Annotated in this window: 2 protein-coding genes (1 of these 2 cut by a window edge); both read right to left on the bottom strand. The window is 70.2% G+C overall.

Going from position 1 to position 19129, the window contains the following annotated elements; all coding sequences use genetic code 11:
- Window positions 1-7595, bottom strand: the 5' portion of a protein-coding gene (locus NI1_RS07785) for a non-ribosomal peptide synthetase (protein ID WP_067816159.1). It extends 11521 nt beyond the left edge of the window; 7595 of the gene's 19116 nt are visible here — the first part of the coding sequence; its start codon is at window positions 7593-7595; the stop codon falls past the left edge of the window.
- Complete coding sequence (locus NI1_RS07780; protein ID WP_245663124.1) at window positions 7595-19129, bottom strand: non-ribosomal peptide synthetase; 11535 nt, start codon at window positions 19127-19129, stop codon at window positions 7595-7597. The genes NI1_RS07785 and NI1_RS07780 overlap by 1 nt, the downstream gene beginning before the upstream one ends.

Below are 19129 nucleotides of genomic sequence, written 5' to 3'. Positions count from 1 at the left end.
AGGGCCGCGACGAAGACCGCGAGCATGGAAGGGACGAAGTGGGCGACGGTCACGCCGTCGCGAGCGCTCAGCTCGGCCAGGTAGGCGGGGTCGCGATGGCCGTCGGGGCGGGCCACCACCAGGCGCGCGCCGATCTGCAACGGCCAGAAGAACTCCCACACCGACACGTCGAAGGTGGCGGGCGTCTTCTGGAGCACGACATCTTCGGCGGTCAGCCCGTACTCGGCCTGCATCCAGACCAGGCGGTTGACGATGGCGGCGTGGCTGACCGCGACGCCCTTGGGGCGGCCCGTCGAGCCGGAGGTGAAAATGATGTAGGCGGTGTTCGAAGGCCGCAGCGGCGCAATGCGATCCGCGTCGCTGAGCGGGCGGTCGGAGTACTCGGCCAGCATGGCGCCGTCGCCCGCGCCCAGATCGTCGATGCGGATCTGCGGGACGCCGACCCCGGGCAGATCCTCGCCCGAGACCAGCACGCAGGCGGGGGCGGCGGTCTCGACGATGTAGCGGGTGCGCTCGATCGGATGATCGAGATCCAGCGGCACGTAGGCGCCGCCGGCCGCGACCACCGCGTACATGCCGATCACCAGGTCCAGGGAGCGGCGCATACCCAGCGCCACCGGCACTTCCGGGCCGACGCCACGCTCGACCAGGTAGCGCGCCAGCCGGTGCACGCGGCCGGAGAACTCGGCGTAGGTGAGGTATTCGCCCTCGAAGCCGACGGCGCGCGCGGCGGGGGCGGCGGCGAGGGCGGCTTCGAAACCGGTGAGCAGGGTGTGGGAGGCGTCCACCATGGCGGCGGTCGCGTTCCAGGTGTGCAGTACGCGTTCGCGTTCGGTGTCGTCGAACAGGTCGATATCGGCCAGGCGCAGCCCGGGGTCGGCGGCGACGGCGCGCAGCACCCGGTGCCAGCGGGTCACGAACGAGGCGGCGGTCTCCGGGTCGAAGAGTTCGGTGGCGTAGCGCAGAGCTCCGCCCAGTCCGCCGTCCGCGCCGTCCTCGACCACCAGTTGCAGATCGAATTTGGCCGTCGGATCGGGGAGCGGGACCGGCTGCACGGTCAGGCCGGGCAGCCGCAATTCCATTGCGGTGGTGGCGCTCTCGCCGAAGCTGAGCATGACCTGGAACAGCGGGGAGGCGCCGGTGCCGCGATCGGTCACCAATTCGTCCACGACCTGTTCGAAGGGCAGGTCGGCATTGGCGAAGGCGGCCAGGTCGGTGTCGCGGACGGCGGCCAGGAAATCGGTGAAGGCGAGTTCGCCCTCGACGCGGGTGCGCAGCGTCAGGGTGTTGACGAACATGCCGATGAGCGCGTCCAATTCGCGTTCACCGCGGCCGCCCACCGGGGTGCCGATGAGAATGTCGCCGGTGCCGGTCAGCCGGGCCAGGGTGGCGGCGAAGGCGGCGTGCACCACCATGAACAGGGTCGCGCCCTGAGTGCGGGCGAGTTCGCTCAGGCCGTCGGCGACCTCGGCCGGAACGGTGAAATCGATGGCCGCGCCGGTATTGCGGGGCTGGCCGGGGCGCTGCCGATCGACCGGCAGCGGCAGTTGCGCGGGCGCGCCGGCGAGGGTGTCGCGCCAGAATCCCAGCTGCTGGTGCGCGAGATCGCCCGGGGTGGTGGCGGTTCCGAGCACGGCGCGCTGCCACAGCGCGTAATCGGCGTACTGGACTTCCAGGGGCGACCATTCCGGGGCGGTGCCGGAGCGGCGGGCGTGGTAGGCGGTCATCAGGTCGGTGATGAGCGGGCGCACCGACAGGGCATCGGCATTGATGTGATGCACCACCACGACCAGGACGTACTCATCGGCGGGCGCGTCCGTGCCGGAGTCGACCACCAGCAGCGCGATGCGGGAGGGCAGTTCGCGAGTGACGTCGAAGGTCGCGGTCGCGAGGGCGGTGACCGCCGCGGTCACCTCGTCCGGCCGCACCGGCAGCGGGCTCAGACTCAGGCCGACCTCGGAAGCCTCCAGAATCTGCTGGTACGGGCCGGATTCGTCCTCGGGGTAGAGGGTGCGCAGCGATTCGTGCCGGGCCAGCACGTCGAGCACGGCGGCTTCCAGGGCGATCGCGTCGAGGTCGCCGGTCAGGCGCAGCACCGCCGGCATGTTGTAGAGGCTGCCGCCGTCCTGCTCGTTCTCCAGCCGGTTCAGGAACCACAGCCGTTGCTGGGCGGGTGAGAGCGGCAACCGTTCCGGGCGCGGGGCGGCGGTGAGGGCGGGGCGCGGGGCGGCATCGGCGAGAGAGCCGAGAGCAGCGGCGAAACCCGCGACGGTGCCGGCGTCGAAGAGCAGCCGGACCGGAACGCGCACGCCCAGTTCGGCTCCCGCGCGCGCGGTCACCTGGGTGGCCAGCAGCGAGCTGCCGCCGAGGGCGAAGAAATCGTCGTCCAGGCCGACCTGCTCGAGACCCAGAACCTCGCCGAAGACGCGGGCCACGACCAACTGGCGGGCGTCGACCGGAGCGCGGAAACGCTTGGCGGACAACACCGGAACCGGCAGCGCCGCGCGGTTCAGCTTGCCGCTGGTGCCGAGCGGGAACTCGTCGAGCTCGACCACGGCGGTCGGCACCATGTACGGGGGCAGCAGGGTGGTGAGCCGTTCGCGGACGGCATCGACGTCGAGTTCGGTTCCCTCCGAGCGGATCACGTAGCCGGCCAGGTAGTCGCCGGTCGCGGCGGTGATCAGCCGGACCGCCGCCCGCGCCACCTCGGGCAGGGTCAGCAGGGCGCTCTCGATATCGGCGAGTTCGATGCGCTGGCCGCGGAACTTGATCTGGAAGTCGATGCGGCCCAGGTAGGCCAGTTCACCGTCGGCGGTCCATTTGACCAGGTCGCCGGTGCGGTACAGGCGCGTGCCGGGCGCGCCGAAAGGATTGGCCACGAAGCGATCCGAGGTGAGGTCGCTGCGGCGGTAGTAGCCGCGCGCCAGCTGCACGCCGGCCAGATACAGTTCGCCGGGGACGCCGATCGGGGCCGGGCGCAGGCGCGAATCCAGCACGTACACCTGGGTGTTCCACTCGGGCTCACCCATCGGCACGGCGGGGGACAGCTCGTCGGCCTCACGGTAGGTGACGGTGACGGCCGCCTCGGTGGGGCCGTACAGGTTGTGCAGGGTGGCGTCGCAGACGGCGCGGAAAGCGGTGACCGTCTCCACCGGGAACGCCTCACCGGCGACGAAAACATCACGCAGCGAGGTCAATTCGGCGGGTTCGGCATGCTCGGTGAAGACCGCGAGCATGGAGGGGACGAAGTCGGTCAGCGTGACACGGTGCGCGGCAATGGTTTCCGCCAGGTAGCGGGCGTCGCGGTGGCCGTCGGGGGTGGCCAGGACCAGGGTCGCGCCGACCCGCAGCGGCAGGAAGTAGCCCCACAGCGAGACGTCGAAGGTGGCGGGGGTCTTCTGGAGGTAGACGTCCGAACGGCCGATGCCGTATTCGGCCTGCATCCAAGCCATCTGGTTGGCGATGGCGCGGTGGCTGACCGCGACGCCCTTGGGCTTGCCGGTGGAGCCGGAGGTGAACAGCACGTAGGCCGGGTGCTCGGGGTGCACGGCGGCGAGGCGCTCCCGGTCGGTGACCTTGCCCGCCCGATAGCCGGAGAGATCGACCTCGTCCAGCCGGACCAGCGGCGCGGCATCGGTGTGGAAGCCGTCGGCGGCGGTGGTGAGCACCAGCTTCGGGGCGGCGGTCTCCAGCACGTTCGCGATGCGCTCGGCCGGATGGCTCGGATCCACCGGCACGTAGGCCGCACCGGCGCGCAGCACCGCGTACATGCCCACCACCAGCTCCACCGAACGCGCCATGGCGAGCACGACCAGGGATTCGGGGCCGACGCCCGCCGCGATGAGCAGGCGGGCCAGCCGGTCGGCGCGCTCGGAAAGCTCCGCGTAGGTGAGGGTCTGCTCGCCGGCGATCAGGGCGACGGCGTTCGGGGTGCGCTGCGCCTGGGCGTCGAAGCCGGCGTGCAGCAGGGTGTCGGCGACCTTCGCGCCGGTGGCGTTCCAGCTCTCCAGCACGTAGTCGAGCTCACCGAAGTCCAGCACCTCGATATCGCCGATGGCGCGGTCGGCGTCGGCGGTGGCGGCGGTCAGCAGGCGCAGGAATTTGGCCGCGAACTCGCGCACGGTCGGTTCGTCGAAAAGATCGGTGGCGTAGGTGAAGTCGACGCGGTAGCCCGAATCCTGTTCGGTAACCTCGAGATTCAGGTCGAACTTCGCGAAGTCCAGGTCGAAGTCGACCAGTTCGGCGTTCATGCCGGGCAAGGCCATCGCCGGGATGCCCTGGTTCTGCATGAACAGCGCGACCTGGAACAGCGGGTGCCGGTTGCGGGCGCGCACCGGGTTGAGCACCTCCACCAGGCGCTCGAACGGCACGTCGCGGTGGGCAAAGGCGCGCAGATCCCGTTCCCGGGCATGGCTCACCAGCTCGGCGAAGGACTGTTCGCCGCGGACCTCGGTGCGCAGCACCAGGGTGTTGACGAACATGCCGATCAGATCGTCCAGCGCCGCCTCGCCGCGACCGGCGACCGGGGTGCCGATGGCGATGTCCGTGGTGCCGGAGAGGCGGGCCAGCAGCGCCGCGAGCGCGGCATGCAACACCATGAACGGGGTGGCCTGGGTGCGGGCCGCGACCGCGTCCACGGCGGTCCGCAGTTCGGTGGAGATGGTGGTGGAGAAGCTCGCACCCCGGTAGCTCGACTCGGCCGGGCGCGGACGATCGGCGGGCAGCTCCAGTTGCGCCGGGAGATCGGCGAGTTCCGCTGTCCAGAAGGCGATCTGACGGGCCGCGAGGGAGGCGGCATCGCTTTCGTCGCCGAGCAGTTCGCGCTGCCACAGCGCGTAATCGGCGTACTGCACCGCGAGTGGTTCCCAGCCGGGAGCGCTCCCGGCCTGCCGTGCCGCGTACGCCACCACCAGATCCCGGACCAGCGGTCCGAGCGAGAAGCCGTCGGCGGCGATGTGATGCACCACCAGCACCAGCACATGATCGTTCGCGCCCAGGCGTAGCAGCCGTAGTCGGAGCGGCACCTCTGCGGCCACGTCGAAGCCGCGGGCGGCCGCCGCCAGCACGGTCGCGGCCAGCGACCGCTCGTCGATCTCCACCGGAGCGAGGTCGACCATATCGGCGTCGAGTTCGGGCAGCGCGCGGATCAGCTGCACCGGGCCGGTGGACAGCTGGGGGTAGTAGGTGCGCAGAATCTCGTGCCGGTCCACCAGATCGGCGATGGCCGCGCCCAGGGCCTCGGTGTCGAGGGCGCCGCGCAGGCGGATGGCGGCGACCACATTGTCCACCGCCGCGGCATCGAAACCAGTTGCGGTGGCGCCGGATTCGGAGTTGGCCAGGTGGTTGAGGAACCACATGCGCTGCTGCGCGGGTGAGAGCGGAATCACCTCGGGACGCGGACCGGACAACAGCGCGGGCACGGAATCCGTTGCGGCGGGCGCATTCTCGGCCAGTAGGGCGATGGCCGCCACGCTGGGACGCTCGAAGAAGTCGCGGACGTCCACCGCCACGCCCAGCGCGTCCCGGATGCGGGCGATGGCCCGGGTCGCGATCAGCGAATTGCCGCCGAGCATGAAGAAGTCGTCGTCCAGGCCGACCCGCTCCACGCCGAGCAGCTCGGCGAAAACGGCGGCGACCTCGATCTCGGCGGGTGTCGACGGAGCCCGGTACGCGGCGGTCGCATCGGCGAACACCGGGGCGGGCAGGGCCCGGCGGTCCAGCTTGCCGTGCACGGTCACCGGCATTTCGGCCAGCTCGACCAGCAGCGACGGCACCATATAGGCGGGCACATGCGCCCGCGCCTCGGAAAGCACTGCCGCGGCGTCGAATTCGGCTCCGCGCGCGGGCACCACGTAGCCGACCAGCGCCTGCTCGCCATTGTCGCGGGCGTGCATGATCACGGCGGCCTGCGCGACGGCCGCCGCTTGCAGCAGCGCGGCCTCGACCTCGCCGAGCTCGATGCGCTGACCGCGCAGCTTCACCTGGAAGTCGCTGCGGCCCTGGAACTCCAGCACATCCGGGCCGCCTTCGCGGGCGGGCGCCCAGCGCACCAGGTCACCGGTGCGATACATCCGATCACCGGACGGGCCTTCGGGATTGGCGACGAAACGGTCCGCGGTGAGGTCGGGACGGCCGTAGTAGCCACGGGCCAGCTGCGGGCCGGCCAGATACAGCTCGCCCACCACGCCGGGCGGCACCGGACGCAGATCCTCGTCCAGCACCAGCAGTTCGCACTCGTCGGCGGGTCCGCCGAGCGGCACCGACTCGATATCGGCGGCGGTCACCTCGTGAATGGTGACCATCACGGTGGCCTCGGTCGGGCCGTAGATGTTGTACAGGGTGGCGCCGCTGACGCTGCGGAAGTCAGCGGCGGTGGCGGCGGGCAGCGCCTCGCCGCCGGAGTACACGAAACGCATGGAATCGGAGATCCCGGCGGGGTCCAGCGCGGCCTCCGCGGTCAGCACCGACAGCATGGACGGCACGAAGAACGCGCCGGTGACCTGCGCGTCACGCATGAGACGCAGCAGGTACGCGGGATCGCGGTGGCCGTGCGGGGCCGCGATCACCAGACGCGCGCCGGACTGCAAGGTCCAGAACACCTCCCACACGGAGGCGTCGAAGGTGATGGGGGTCTTGAAGAGCATGGCGTCCGAGGCGGAGAGCTGGAGCCGGCGCTGCTCGGATTGGAAGAAGGTGGTGATCGAGCGGTGCGCCAGCGCCACGCCCTTGGGGCGGCCGGTGGAGCCGGAGGTGAACAGCACGCAGACCAGGTTGTCCGCGCCCGGCTGCGCCAGCTCCGGATCCTCGGCGGGCGACAGCAGCTGGCCGCTCTGCGCGGATTCGCCCGCGGTGCGCTCGAATTCGTCGATGCGCAGCACCGGGAGGGCGGTGTCGATCGCGGGCTGATCGGCGGTGGTGGTGAGCAGCGCTACCGGCGTGGCCACCTCCAGCAGGTAGGAGATGCGATCGGCCGGGTGGTCGGGATCGATCGGCACGTACGCGCCGCCCGCCTCCAGGATCGCGTACATGCCGACGAGCAGTTCGAACGAGCGCCGCACCGCCAGGCCGACCAGCACATCCGGGCCCACACCCAGCTCGCGCAGCCGGCGGGCCAGCACGGTGACGCGGGCCGCGAACTCGGCGTAGGTCAGTTGCGCGCCTTCGAATTCCAGCGCCACCGCGTCGGGGGTGCGCCGCACCTGCTCGCGGAACTGGGTGATCAGGGTCTCGACCGGGGCCAGCTTCGGATCCAGGATGCCGGAGGCGGCCAGCACCGCGTCATCGACCAAACCCTCCAGCACGGCGGTCAATTCGCCCTCCGCGCCGTCCATCAGCGCGGGGAAGCGGCCCGAGACCACCACCTGCACCAGCGCCTCGGGCTCCAGGGCTCCGCCCATCGCCTCGCTCAAGCCCGCGAGCTCGGCGGCCAGCACCCCGTAGCTGACGGTCTCGCCGCCGTACTCGAGCGCGGTCCGCCCGGCGTCCAGCTCGGCCACCAGCGGGACCAGGCCGGGCAGATCGCCGACTCCGTAAGCTCGTCGCAAGGCCGTGACGCGGCCGGTTCGGGTGGTAGCGATCGACTCTGCGTACTGCATCAGAGGATTCCTTCCGACGTGCTTTCCGAACGTGAAACCAGTTGCCGGGCTTGCGCTGCGAGCGTGCCCAGCACCTGAGACAGACCGGCCCCGCCGAGGGCGGTCAGAATGCCGGGCACCAATCCGGCGAGTGCGACGTTCACCAGGGCATCCGGCTTGGCCGCGGCACCCATGGCGCGAGCGGTGATGCCGATCTTGTCGGCGAGCGCGCGATAGGTGACGGTGTGATCGCCGTGGGTGAGGGCGATCGCTTCGGGGGCGAGCGCGGCGGCGGCCGCGATCAGGGTGGGCAGGTCGGCCTGTGCGGCCGCATCCGCCGGTGCGGGAGAGGATTCCGCCGCGGTACCGGAGCGGCGGTTGCGTTCCGCCGCCGTCCGGATGTCGATGGAGCGCACCGGAGCCGCGGGATCGGCCAGAACGGCCTCCAGCACCAGCAGCAAACGCCGCGCCAAGAGGTTGACGGTGTCCGCGCCGAAAATATCGGTGGCATAACCGAACCGCAGGTTCAGCCCGGCCACCCGGCCGGCGTCGTCACGACGTTCGACGCAGGTGAGCTGGAGATCGAACTTGGCTTCGGTGAGCTCGGCTTCCAGGGCCTCCACGGTCAGGCCCGGCAGCTCCACCGCTCCGGCCGCGATGTTCTGGAAAGCGAACATGACCTGGAACAGCGGGGTGATCGAACCGGACCGGGCCCGGCCCTCGGCCGCCAGCACCGCCTCCACCACGCGCTCGAACGGCACATCGGCATTGGCGAAGGCGGCCAGATCGCGATCCCGCACCTGGCGCAACAGGTCCTGGAAGGACAGTTTGCCGTCCACCTCGGTGCGCAGCACCACGGTGTTGACGAACATGCCGATCAGGTCGTCGAGGGCGCGTTCGCCGCGACCGGCGACCGCGACACCCATCGAGATGTCGCGCTGGCTGGAAACCTTGGCCAGCAGGATCGCGAAGGCGGCGTGCACGACGCCGAACAGGGTCGCGCCGTACTCGCGCGCCAGCGCCGACAACCGTTCGACGGTGGCATCGTCGATCGCGAAATCGACGGTGGCGCCGCGCATATCGCGTCGGGCGGGACGCGGGCGATCGGTCGGCAGCGCCAATACCTCGGGGGCGGCGGCCAATTCGTCGACCCAGAACTTCAGCTGCCGCGATAGCAGGCTGTCCGGATCGGTGTCGGAGCCGAGCACCTCGCGCTGCCAAGCGGCGAAGTCGCCGTACTGCACCTCGAGCGGCTGCCAGCCGGGAGCCTGCTTGGCGGCCCGAGAGGTGTAGGCCAGCATCAGATCCCGGGTCAGCGGCACCACCGAATAGCCGTCGGCGCTGATGTGGTGCACCACCACGACCAGCACGTGCTGATCCGGAGCCAACCGGAACAACCGAATCCGCACCGGCGGCGCGGCGGTCACATCGAAACCGGCGGTGACGACTTCGAACAGCCGCTCGTGAATTTCGCTCTCCGACACCGGAACCGGAATCAGCTCCAGGTCGAGCTCGTCGACGCCCAGCACCTGCTGCACCGGCTCGTCGTTCTTCTCCGGGTACCGGGTGCGTAGAATCTCGTGCCGCTCCAGCAGGTCCCGCAGGGCGGCATCCAGCGCGGGCAGGTTCAGCTCACCGGTCAACCGGATGGCGGCCGGCACGTTGTAGGCGCCCGACTCCGGATGCAGGCGGTTCAGCACCCACATGCGCTGCTGGGCAAGCGAAACCGGAGCGGGTCCGGTGTCCTGCCGCTTGGTCAGCGCGGGGCGCGGTTCGGAACGATCCGCGGTGGCCAGCCACCGCGCCAGCTCCCCCACCGTCGGCGCTTCGAAGATCGCCGCCACCGGCACCCGCACGCCCAGATCCGAGCCGAGCCGCGCCGCCAGCCGCGTCGCCATCAGCGAATTGCCGCCCAGCGCGAAGAAATCCGAGTCCAGACCGATCAGCCCACCCGTGGGAGAACCGGCGGCTGCTGCGAAGGCGAGGTCGGACACACCGCCGGCGGCCGCCGCGTGGGTGGCGACCGGCCGCGCGACCGCATCGCCGATGCCGATGACTTCGGCGAAGCAGGCGGCGACCGCGCGCTCGAGTTCGGTGCCGGGCTCGCGATAGGCCGCGGCGGCGAAGACGGGTCGCGGCAGCCGCGCCCGATCCACTTTGCCGTTGGCATTGAGCGGCAGCGCGTCCAGCACGGTGATCGCCGCGGGCACCATGTACTTCGGCAGTTCAGCCGCGAGCGCCGCCCGCAGCATCGCCGAAAGCTCTTCGCGCCGTGCTTCGGTGACGTCCGGCACCGCCGCGTAGGCGACCAGCCGGGCACCCGCATCACCGGCGGTGTGCGCGACCGCGACCGCCGCGGTCACCCCGGCCTGCTTACGCAGCGCCGTCTCGACCTCGCCGAGTTCGATCCGGAATCCGCCGATCTTCACCTGGAAGTCGGCCCGCTCCACGTACTCGAGCGTGCCGTCGGGCAGCCAGCGCACGATGTCCCCGGTGCGGTACATGCGCGCACCGGTGAACGGATCGGCGACGAACCGGTCGGCCGTCAGCGCCGCGCGCCCGTGATAGCCGCGCGCCAGCTGCGCACCCGACAGATACAGCTCACCGGGCACCCCGACCGCGACCGGATGCAGCCGGTTGTCCAGCACATACACCCGGCTGTTCCACGCCGGAGCACCGATCGGCACCGCCTGCGCATGCCGCTCCCGCACCTCGAACGAGGTGATGGAAACCGCGGCCTCGGTAGGGCCGTACAGATTGAAAAGCTTTGCGCCCTCGGCACTCCGATCGAGAAAATCACCGGCGGTCGCGGCGGGCAACGCCTCACCGATCGCCAGCACGGCGCGCACCGACGCGGGCAGCTCACCACCGGCGAGCAGCATGCCCAGCAGTGACGGCACCGGATGCAGCACGGTGACGCCGTGCCGCTCGATCACCGCGCGCAGCCGATCCGGATCGCGCTCGTCCCCGGCGGCCGTGACCACCAGGCTGCCACCGGAGGTCAGCGGCGACCAGAACTCCCACACCGAAAGATCGAAGGTGGCGGGGGTCTTGAGCAGCGCGCGATCCGCCGATCCCAGCGCGAAAGTGCTACGCAGCCACTGCAACTGGTTGACGATCGCGGCGTGCGGAACGGCCACGCCCTTCGGCTGCCCCGTGGATCCGGAGGTGAAGATGACATACGCCGCATGCTGCTCGCGCAGCGGACGCACCCGCTCGGCATCGGTGATCGGCGCGGCCGAGAACCCGCCCAACTCGAGCCGATCCACCTCGAGCACGGGCGCGGCGGCGTCGGGCGTTGCCGACAGGAACGGGACGCCATCGACCGATGTGGTGAGAATCAGTGCCGGACGGGCGGTTTCGAGGATGTAGGCGATGCGGTCGGACGGGTGATCAGGGTCGACGGGGACGTAAGCGCCGCCGGCCTTGACGATCGCGTGCATGGCGATGACAAGGTCGAGCCCGCGACGCATAGCGAGTACGACCCCGGTTTCGGGGCCGACGCCGGAGGCGATCAGGCGGCGGGCCAGCCGGTTCACCCGAGCGTCGAAATCGGCATAGGTGAGCACGGTTTCCCCGTGGGCGTCCAGGAGAGCGGGAGCGTCGGGCGTGCTCGCCACCTGGGCGTCGACCAGATCCGCGAGGGTCGCGGCGGGCACCGGATGCGCGGTGGCGTTCCACTCCTCGAGCATGCGGTGGCGCTGGTCCGCGCCGAGCAGGTCGATATCGCCGATGACGGTCTCCGGCGCTGCCGCAACGGTTTCCAGGACGCGGACCAAGGCGTCGAGGGTCTGCCGGGCGGTGGACTCGGTGAAGAGGTCGGTGGCGTAGCCGAGGGTGAGGTCCAGGCCGGTGGGGGCGCCGGTTTCGGTGTAGCGGTCCCAGGCGAAGAGGTGGAGGTCGAATTGGGCGATGTGGTTGTCGAATTCGATCGGGGCGACCGTCAGCTCCGGCAGGCGCAGTTCGGCCTGCTCGTAGTTCTGGAAGGAGAGGCCGACCTGGAAGAGGGGGTGGCGGGCCTGGGAGCGGACCGGGTTGAGCACCTCCACCAGGCGTTCGAAGGGGACATCGGCGTGCGAGAAGGCGGCGATGTCCGCGGTACGGACACGGGCCAGCAGCGCGGTGAACGGGTCCGCGGCAACGACTTCGGTGCGCAGCGCCAGGGTGTTGACGAACATGCCGATGACGTCGTCGAGTGCGGTGTCGCCGCGGCCCGCGATCGGGGTGCCGATCGCGATATCGGCGGTCCCGGACAGGCGCGCCAGCAGCGCGCTGTAGGCGGCGTGCACCACCATGAACAGGGTCGCGCCGTTGCGCCGGCCGAGCTCGGCGAGCCGGGCGTGCAGGCCGCCATCCACGGTCAGGTGAATCTGCTTGCCGCGCAGCGTCTGCCGCGCCGGGCGCGAGAAGTCGGCGGGCAGGTCGAGCTGGTCCGGCAGCCCGGCGAGGGTCTCACGCCAGTAGGCGAGCTGCTGGGCCGCGATGGAGGCGTCGTCGTCCTCGGAGCCGAGCAGGGCGTGCTGCCACAGCGCGTAGTCGGCGTACTGCACGGCCAGCGGAGCCCATGCGGGTGCGGCGCCGGACAAGCGGGCGGCGTAGGCGAGCATGAAGTCACGCACGAACGGGACCACCGAGGAGCCGTCCGCCGAAATATGGTGCAGCACACCGGCGAGCACGTGTTCGCCAGAGAACTCACCGGCAGCGTCGAGCACCCGCAGCAGTTCCACGCGGACCGGCACCTGGGTGGTGACGTCGAACGTGGTGGTGAGGATCTGCGGGATGCGCTGGGCCAGTTCGGGTTCGGTCACCTCGGTGACAGTCAGGCCCGAGAAGACCTGTGCGACCGGAAGAATCACCTGGGCGGGTCCCTGCGGGGTCTCCGGGTAGACGGTGCGCAGCGTCTCGTGCCGCTCCAGCACATCGGCGAAGGCGGCATCGAGCGCATCCACGTCCAGCGCGCCGGTCAGGCGGAGCGCGACCGGCAGGTTGTAGGCGATGGATTCGCGATCGAAACGGTTGATGAACCACATGCGCTGCTGCGCGGGCGAGAGCGGCAGCCGCTGCGGGCGCTCCCCCGCGACCAGTGCGGGCCTTGCGGTTTCGCCGATGCCGGCATCCAGGCGGGCGGCCAGACCGCCCACCGTGGCGTCTTCGAAGAGCAGGCGCACGCCGACGGTGGTGCCGAGCAGCGAACCCATGCGGGCCACCGCCTTGGCGGCCACCAACGAGCTGCCACCGAGCTCGAAGAAGTCGTCGTCCACGCCGACCCGGTCCAGACCGAGCACCTCGGCGTACACCCCGGCCACCAGTTCCTCGGTGACGGTGCCCGGGCGGCGGTAGGCCGCTCCTTCGAACACCGGCTCGGGCAGCGCCCGCCGATCCAGTTTGCCGTTGGCGGTGAACGGGATCTCGTCGAGCACCACGAAGGCGGCGGGCACCATGTACGGGGCCAGGCGACCGGCGAGGCCGGCCTTGACCGCCGCCACATCCAGGTCGGCGTCATCGCTGACCAGGTAGGCGACCAGCTGGTCACCGCGCAGCTCGTGCCGGTGCAGCAGTACCACGGCCCGCCGCACCTGCGGCTGCTCGGCCAGCGCCGATTCGATCTCGCCGAGTTCGATCCGGTAGCCGCGCAGCTTGACCTGGAAGTCGTTGCGGCCCAGGCACTGCATGGAGCCGAATCCGGTCCAGCGCATCAGGTCGCCGGAGCGGTACATGAGTTCACCGGGCGCCCACGGGCAGGCGACGAAGCGCCCCGCGGTCAGACCGGGCTGGCCGCGGTAGCCGCGCGCCAGCTGCGGCCCGCCGATGTACACCTCGCCGACCGTGCCGACCGGCACCGGGCGCAACCGGTCGTCGAGCACCCACTCGTACACGCCCGCGAACGGCGGGCCGATGTGCAGTTCGTCGGTGACCGAGTAGGGGTTCGCCGCCTGCGATACGCAGGTGGTCTCGGTGGGCCCGTAGACATTCACGAAATCGCGTCCGGCCGCGGCCCAGCGCCGGGCCAGCTCGACCGGGCAGGGCTCGCCGCCGACGATCGCCACGCGGGTATCGGGCGCTTCGAGCGGATCCACCGTGCCGAGCGCCGACGGGGTCATGAAGGCGTGCGTAACCCGGTGGGTGCGCAGCACTTCCGTCAGCTCCGCCCCCATGGTCGCGTGCGGCGGCGCGATGACCAGCGTGGCCGCCGAATCGATGGCCATGGCGATCTCGCCCACCGAGATGTCGAACGCGGGCGAGGCCACGTGCAGCACCCGCGCGGTCCGGTCGAGGAAGAAGTGCTCGGTCTGCCCGGCCGCGAAGGACGGGATGCCGGCGTGGGTGATCATGACGCCCTTGGGCAGGCCGGTCGAGCCCGAGGTGTAGATGCAGTAGGCCAGGTTCGCGGGGTGCAGCGGGCGCACCCGCTCCTCGTCCGCGACCGGGCCGGCGGCGAATCGTGCGGTCTCACCCTGGAATTCGGCGTCGTCGACCACCAGCCAGGTCACCGCGGCGGGCAATCCGTTCGCCACGGCGGCCACGGTGAGCCCGTACGCGGCTCCGGAATCGGCGACCATGCGCTCGATGCGGTCGGCCGGATATGCCGGATCGACCGGCGCCCAGGCGGCTCCCGATTTGGTGATCGCCCACACCGCCAGAATCCACTCCAGCGAACGCGGCATACCGACGGCGACCAGATCGTCCGCGCCGACGCCGCGCTCGATCAGCAAACGCGCCAGGCGATTCGAGGACAGGTCGAGCTCGCGGTAGCTGATCTCGCGGGCGCCGTCGACGACCGCGATGCCGTCGGGATTGGCCGCGACCGCCGCGGCCAGCAGGTCCGGCAGGACCGCACCGGTCTGTACCGCACCGCCGGAACGTGTAGTCAGGTCGGCGTATTCGGCGTCGGAGAGCAGCGGCAGCGTATCGAGCACGACATCCGGGTCACCCGTGACAACCGTGAGGAACCGCTCGAAACGGGCGGCGAAGACGTCAATAGTGGCGGGGTCGAACAGATCTAGCGCGAATTCGATCTCCGCGTTGATCCCCGCCGGTGCCGGACCTTCCCCGGGACCGGCACCGACGAAGCTTTCGGTGACCGCGACCGAAAGGTCGAACTTGGTCACTCCGGTGTCCAGCGTACCCGCCGTGGCAAGCAATCCGGGCAGTTCGACACTGATATTCCCGGAGGCGGTGAACGACAGGGCAACTTGGAACAACGGGTGCCGGGATTGCGAGCGGGGCGGATTCAGTGTCTCGACGAGCTGTTCGAAGGGGACGTCGGCGTGCGCGAATGCGGCGAGATCGATATCGCGGACCCGGCGCACGAATTCGCGGAATCCGAGCGTGCCGTCGACCTCGGTGCGCAGCGGCAGGGTGTTCACGAACATTCCGATGAGGTCATCGAGTTCGGGCGCGCCGCGGCCGCCGACCGGAGTACCGATCACAATGTCGGATTCGCCCGACATGCGGGAAATCAATACCGCCAACGCGGCGTGTACGAGCATGAACGTCGAAACACCCTCGGCCCGGGCGGTTTCGGCGATGCGCGCGTGCAGTTCCGCCGGGAGTTCGAGCAGGCGCTTGCCGCCGCGGCCGGTGGCCACCACCGGACGCGGGCGGTCGCCGTTGAGCTCGAGCTGGTCGGGTGCACCGGCGAGGGTCTGCCGCCAGAAGTCCAATTGGGTGGCGAGCAGCGAGGCGGAGTCGGTGGCCTCGCCCAGCCGATCACGCTGCCAGAGTGTGTAATCGGTGTATTGCACCGGCAGTGCGGGCCACGCAGGCGACTCTCCGGCGGCCCGCGCGACATAGGCCCGCATGAGATCGCGAGCCAGGATCGGCAGCGAAAGACCGTCGGCGGCAATGTGATGCAGCACCATGGCGAGGGCGTAGCGCGGTTCCCCGAGCGAAACGGAACTACTCGGTACGAAATCGGGGGCGGCCTCCAGCACCGTGAAAACCTCCGCCCGGAACGGGATCTCGGCGGCCAGATCGAAGCCGCGGCCCGCGAGGGCGGTCAGTGCGGCCTCCAGTTCCGGGCCATCGGTGACCACCCGGTGCGATACCAAATCAAACTGTTCGGTCAGTTCAGCGATCGGCAGCACGCGCTGGAACGGCTGCCCCTCCGCACCGGACGGGAAGACGGTGCGCAGAGATTCGTGGCGCGCCAGCACATCCGCGACCGCCGCGCGCAACGCCGGCAACTCCGCCGCGCCGCGCAGGCGGACCACGAACGGCATGTTGTAACCGGCATCGGTGGTGTCGAAATGGTTCAGGAACCAGATGCGCTGCTGCGCCGGGGACAACGGCACGAACTCCGGGCGGTCCGCACCGTGCCGCGGCACCAGCGGCAGCGCATCCGAAGCGGCGTCGGCATCCAGGAATTGCGCATCGATGACGGCGGCGAGTTCGGCGACGCTGGTGGCCGCGAACATCTCGCGCACGGTCAACCGGCAGCCGAGTTCGGCATTAAGTCGCGCCGCCACCTGCGTCGCGATCAGGCTGTTGCCGCCGAGCGCGAAGAAATCGTCGGTGCGCCCGACCCGCTCGGCCTCGAGGGTCTCACCGAATACCCGGGCCACGGCGCGCTCGACCACCGTCTCCGGCTCTTCGTAGCGCGCGGCCGCCCGCACCGGCGCGGGCAGCGCGGCGCGGTCCAGCTTGCCGGAGGCATTGAGCGGCAGCGCATCCAGCACCACGAAGGCGCTGGGCACCATGTAGGCGGGCAGAGCGCGCGCCGCGATGGCCCGCAGGCGGGTGTCGTCGACGGGGGTGTGCGCCACCACGTAGGCGACCAGCTGGTCTTCCCGCACGATCACCACCGCGCGCTCGACCTCGGCCAAATCGCCCAGCACCGACTCGATCTCACCGAGTTCGATGCGCAGGCCGCGCACCTTCACCTGGAAATCGGTCCGGCCCAGATACTCCAGCTCGCCGTCCTCGGTCCAGCTCACCAGATCGCCGGTGCGGTACATGAGCTCACCGGCGGCATACGGATTCGCGACGAACCGCTCGGCCGTCAGGCCCGGTCGCGCCACGTAGCCCCGGGCGAGCTGAACCCCCGACAGATACAGCTCACCCGGGGTACCCACGGGAACCGGTCGCAGACGTGCGTCGAGCACGTACAACCGGGTGTTGAACACCGGCGCGCCGATCGGCACGGACCCGGTGTCGGCGGCCGTCACCTCGTGGAAGGTGACATCGACCGCGGCTTCGGTGGGGCCGTAGAGATTGTGCAGCCTGGCCCCGGTCAGCGTACGCAGCCGCTGGGCGGCCGGACCCGGCAGCGCCTCGCCCGAGGCGAAGACGTGGCGCAGCGAGGCCAGGTCAGCGGCGCGCTCGGCATCCAGCCCGGTGAGGAACACCTCGAGCATGGACGGCACGAAATGCGCGACCGTCACGCCGTACTCGGCGATGGCGGCACGCAGGTAGGCCGGATCGCGATGACCGTCCGGCTGCGCCAGCGCCAGCGTCGCGCCGATCTGCAACGGCCAGCAGAACTCCCACACCGAGACGTCGAAGGTGGCGGGGGTCTTCTGGAGCACCACGTCGGCGGCGGTCAGCTCGTAGGTGCGCTGCATCCAGACCAGGCGGTTGACGATGGCGGCATGGCTGACCGCCACGCCCTTGGGACGACCGGTCGAGCCCGAGGTGAAGATGACGTAGGCGGTGTTCGCCGGGCGCAGCGGGGACCGGCGCTCGGTGGCGGCGATCGGCGCGGCGGAGCGGGTACGCAGGTCCAGCTCGTCCAGGCATACCGCCGGAATCGTGTCCGCGGGACGATCCGCGGTCACCGTCAGAACCATTGCCGGAGCGGCGGTTTCGAGAATATGCCGGGTGCGCTCCACCGGGTGATCGGGATCCAGCGGCACATAGGCCGCACCGGCGGCCTGCACGGCGTACATGGCGACCACCAGCTCCGGCGACCGCCGCAGGTGCAGCGCGACCAGGTCTTCCGGGCCGACGCCCTGTGAAATCAGATGCCGGGCAAGCTGATTCACCCGGGCCGACAGGCCCGCGTAGTCCAGGTCCGGTTCACCTGCGAACCGCAGCGCGGTCGCTTCCGGCGTGCGCGCGGCCTGCGCCTCGAACATCGAGACCAGCGTCGCGCCGGTGTCCAGCGCACGGGCGGTGCTGTTCCAAAGCCGCAGCACCACTTCGCGTTCCAGCTCGGTGCTGACATCCAGGCTCGCGATGGGCGTGGCCGGATCCAGCTCGACGAGGCGCTCCAGGAAGCGCAGGAAACGGGAATGATGCCGGGTCAGCTCGCTGGCGCTGTACAGATTCGGGTTCACCTCGAAATCCAGGTGCACGCGATCGTTGTCGCCGTAGAAGACATTGAGGCTCATGTCCTCGATGGGCCCGGTCGACATGATGTGCAGCCGCCCGCTGATCTCGCCGAAGTCCAGGCGATTGTGGAAGAGCATGATGTTGACCATCGGCCCGTACAGCGCCCGGGAGGCCGGACGGCCTTCGCGCTCGGCGTCGTCGCGGCGAATGTCCTCGTGCCGGTAGCGCTGATGCCGCAGCGCGCCGGAGACCTCCACCCGCATGGCCGTCAGCAGATCCGCCCAGCTGGTGCCGGCATCCAGGGACAGGCGCAGCGGGACGATATTGGAGAGCATGCCGACCGAGCGCCGCATGACCGCGGTGGTGCGCGCCGTCACCGGCAGGCTGATCACCACCTCGTCCTTGCCGGTCATCAGGCTCAGGTACGCGGCGAAACCGGCCAGCACCACCACCGGGAGCCCGGAATCACTCTGCGCGCCAACGGCTTCGATGCGTTCTTGGAGGCGGGCCGGCAGCGCGCTGCCGTACACCCGGTTGCCCGCGCTGCGCGGCGCGGTGCGGGTATTGAGGGTGGTGGAGCCGTCCAGGCCGCGGGTGCGCTCGGCCCAATAGGTGCGATCGCTCTGGAACCGGGTGCTCTCGCGGTACTCGAACTCGCCCGCCACGATCTCCTGCGGCGTGCCCACCTTCACCGTCTCGGGCGTCTCGCCGCGCTGTAAAGCGGTGTAGCGCTTGGCCGTCCACTGCATGACCGTCATGGCGGCATAGCCGTCGCCGACGATGTGATGCGCGCGCACGAACCAGAACCAGCGCTGCTCGGCCACCTTGATCAAGGTGGGCGCGAAGAGCAGATCGGTCAGCAGGTGTACCGGGCGGGCCAGCTCGGCGCGCATCCATTCATGCGCCGCCGCAACGGGATCCGCCTCGCCGGTCAAGTCCAGGTAGCCGTGGTGGGAGCGCTGGTCGGACTCGTCCAGGTACTGGAACGGCTGCCCGTCGATCTCGATGAAGCGCAGCTGCGAGGAACGCCAGACCTGCACGCCTTCCTCGGAGACGCGCAGCAGCAGCTCCACGTCGAAGTCGCCCCGAATGTCCACGTACTGGGCCATATTCACCGGCACATCCGGTTCCAGCAGCTGCGCGTACCAGAGACCGACCTGCGCGGGGCCGAGCGGGAAGGGCTCGGTAGCACCCGGCGGGAGTGCCACGGAGCCGGTAGGCGGTGCGCCGACCGGCCGCGAAACCTCTTCCGGAACGGGCTTCCCCAACTCGGTACGGTGCAC

Origin of the sequence: Nocardia inohanensis NBRC 100128 (assembly GCF_001612945.1) — a bacterium.
Classification (GTDB): domain Bacteria; phylum Actinomycetota; class Actinomycetes; order Mycobacteriales; family Mycobacteriaceae; genus Nocardia; species Nocardia inohanensis.
Note: the sequence above shows the minus strand (reverse complement) of the source record. Positions and strands in the feature narration are given on the sequence as shown.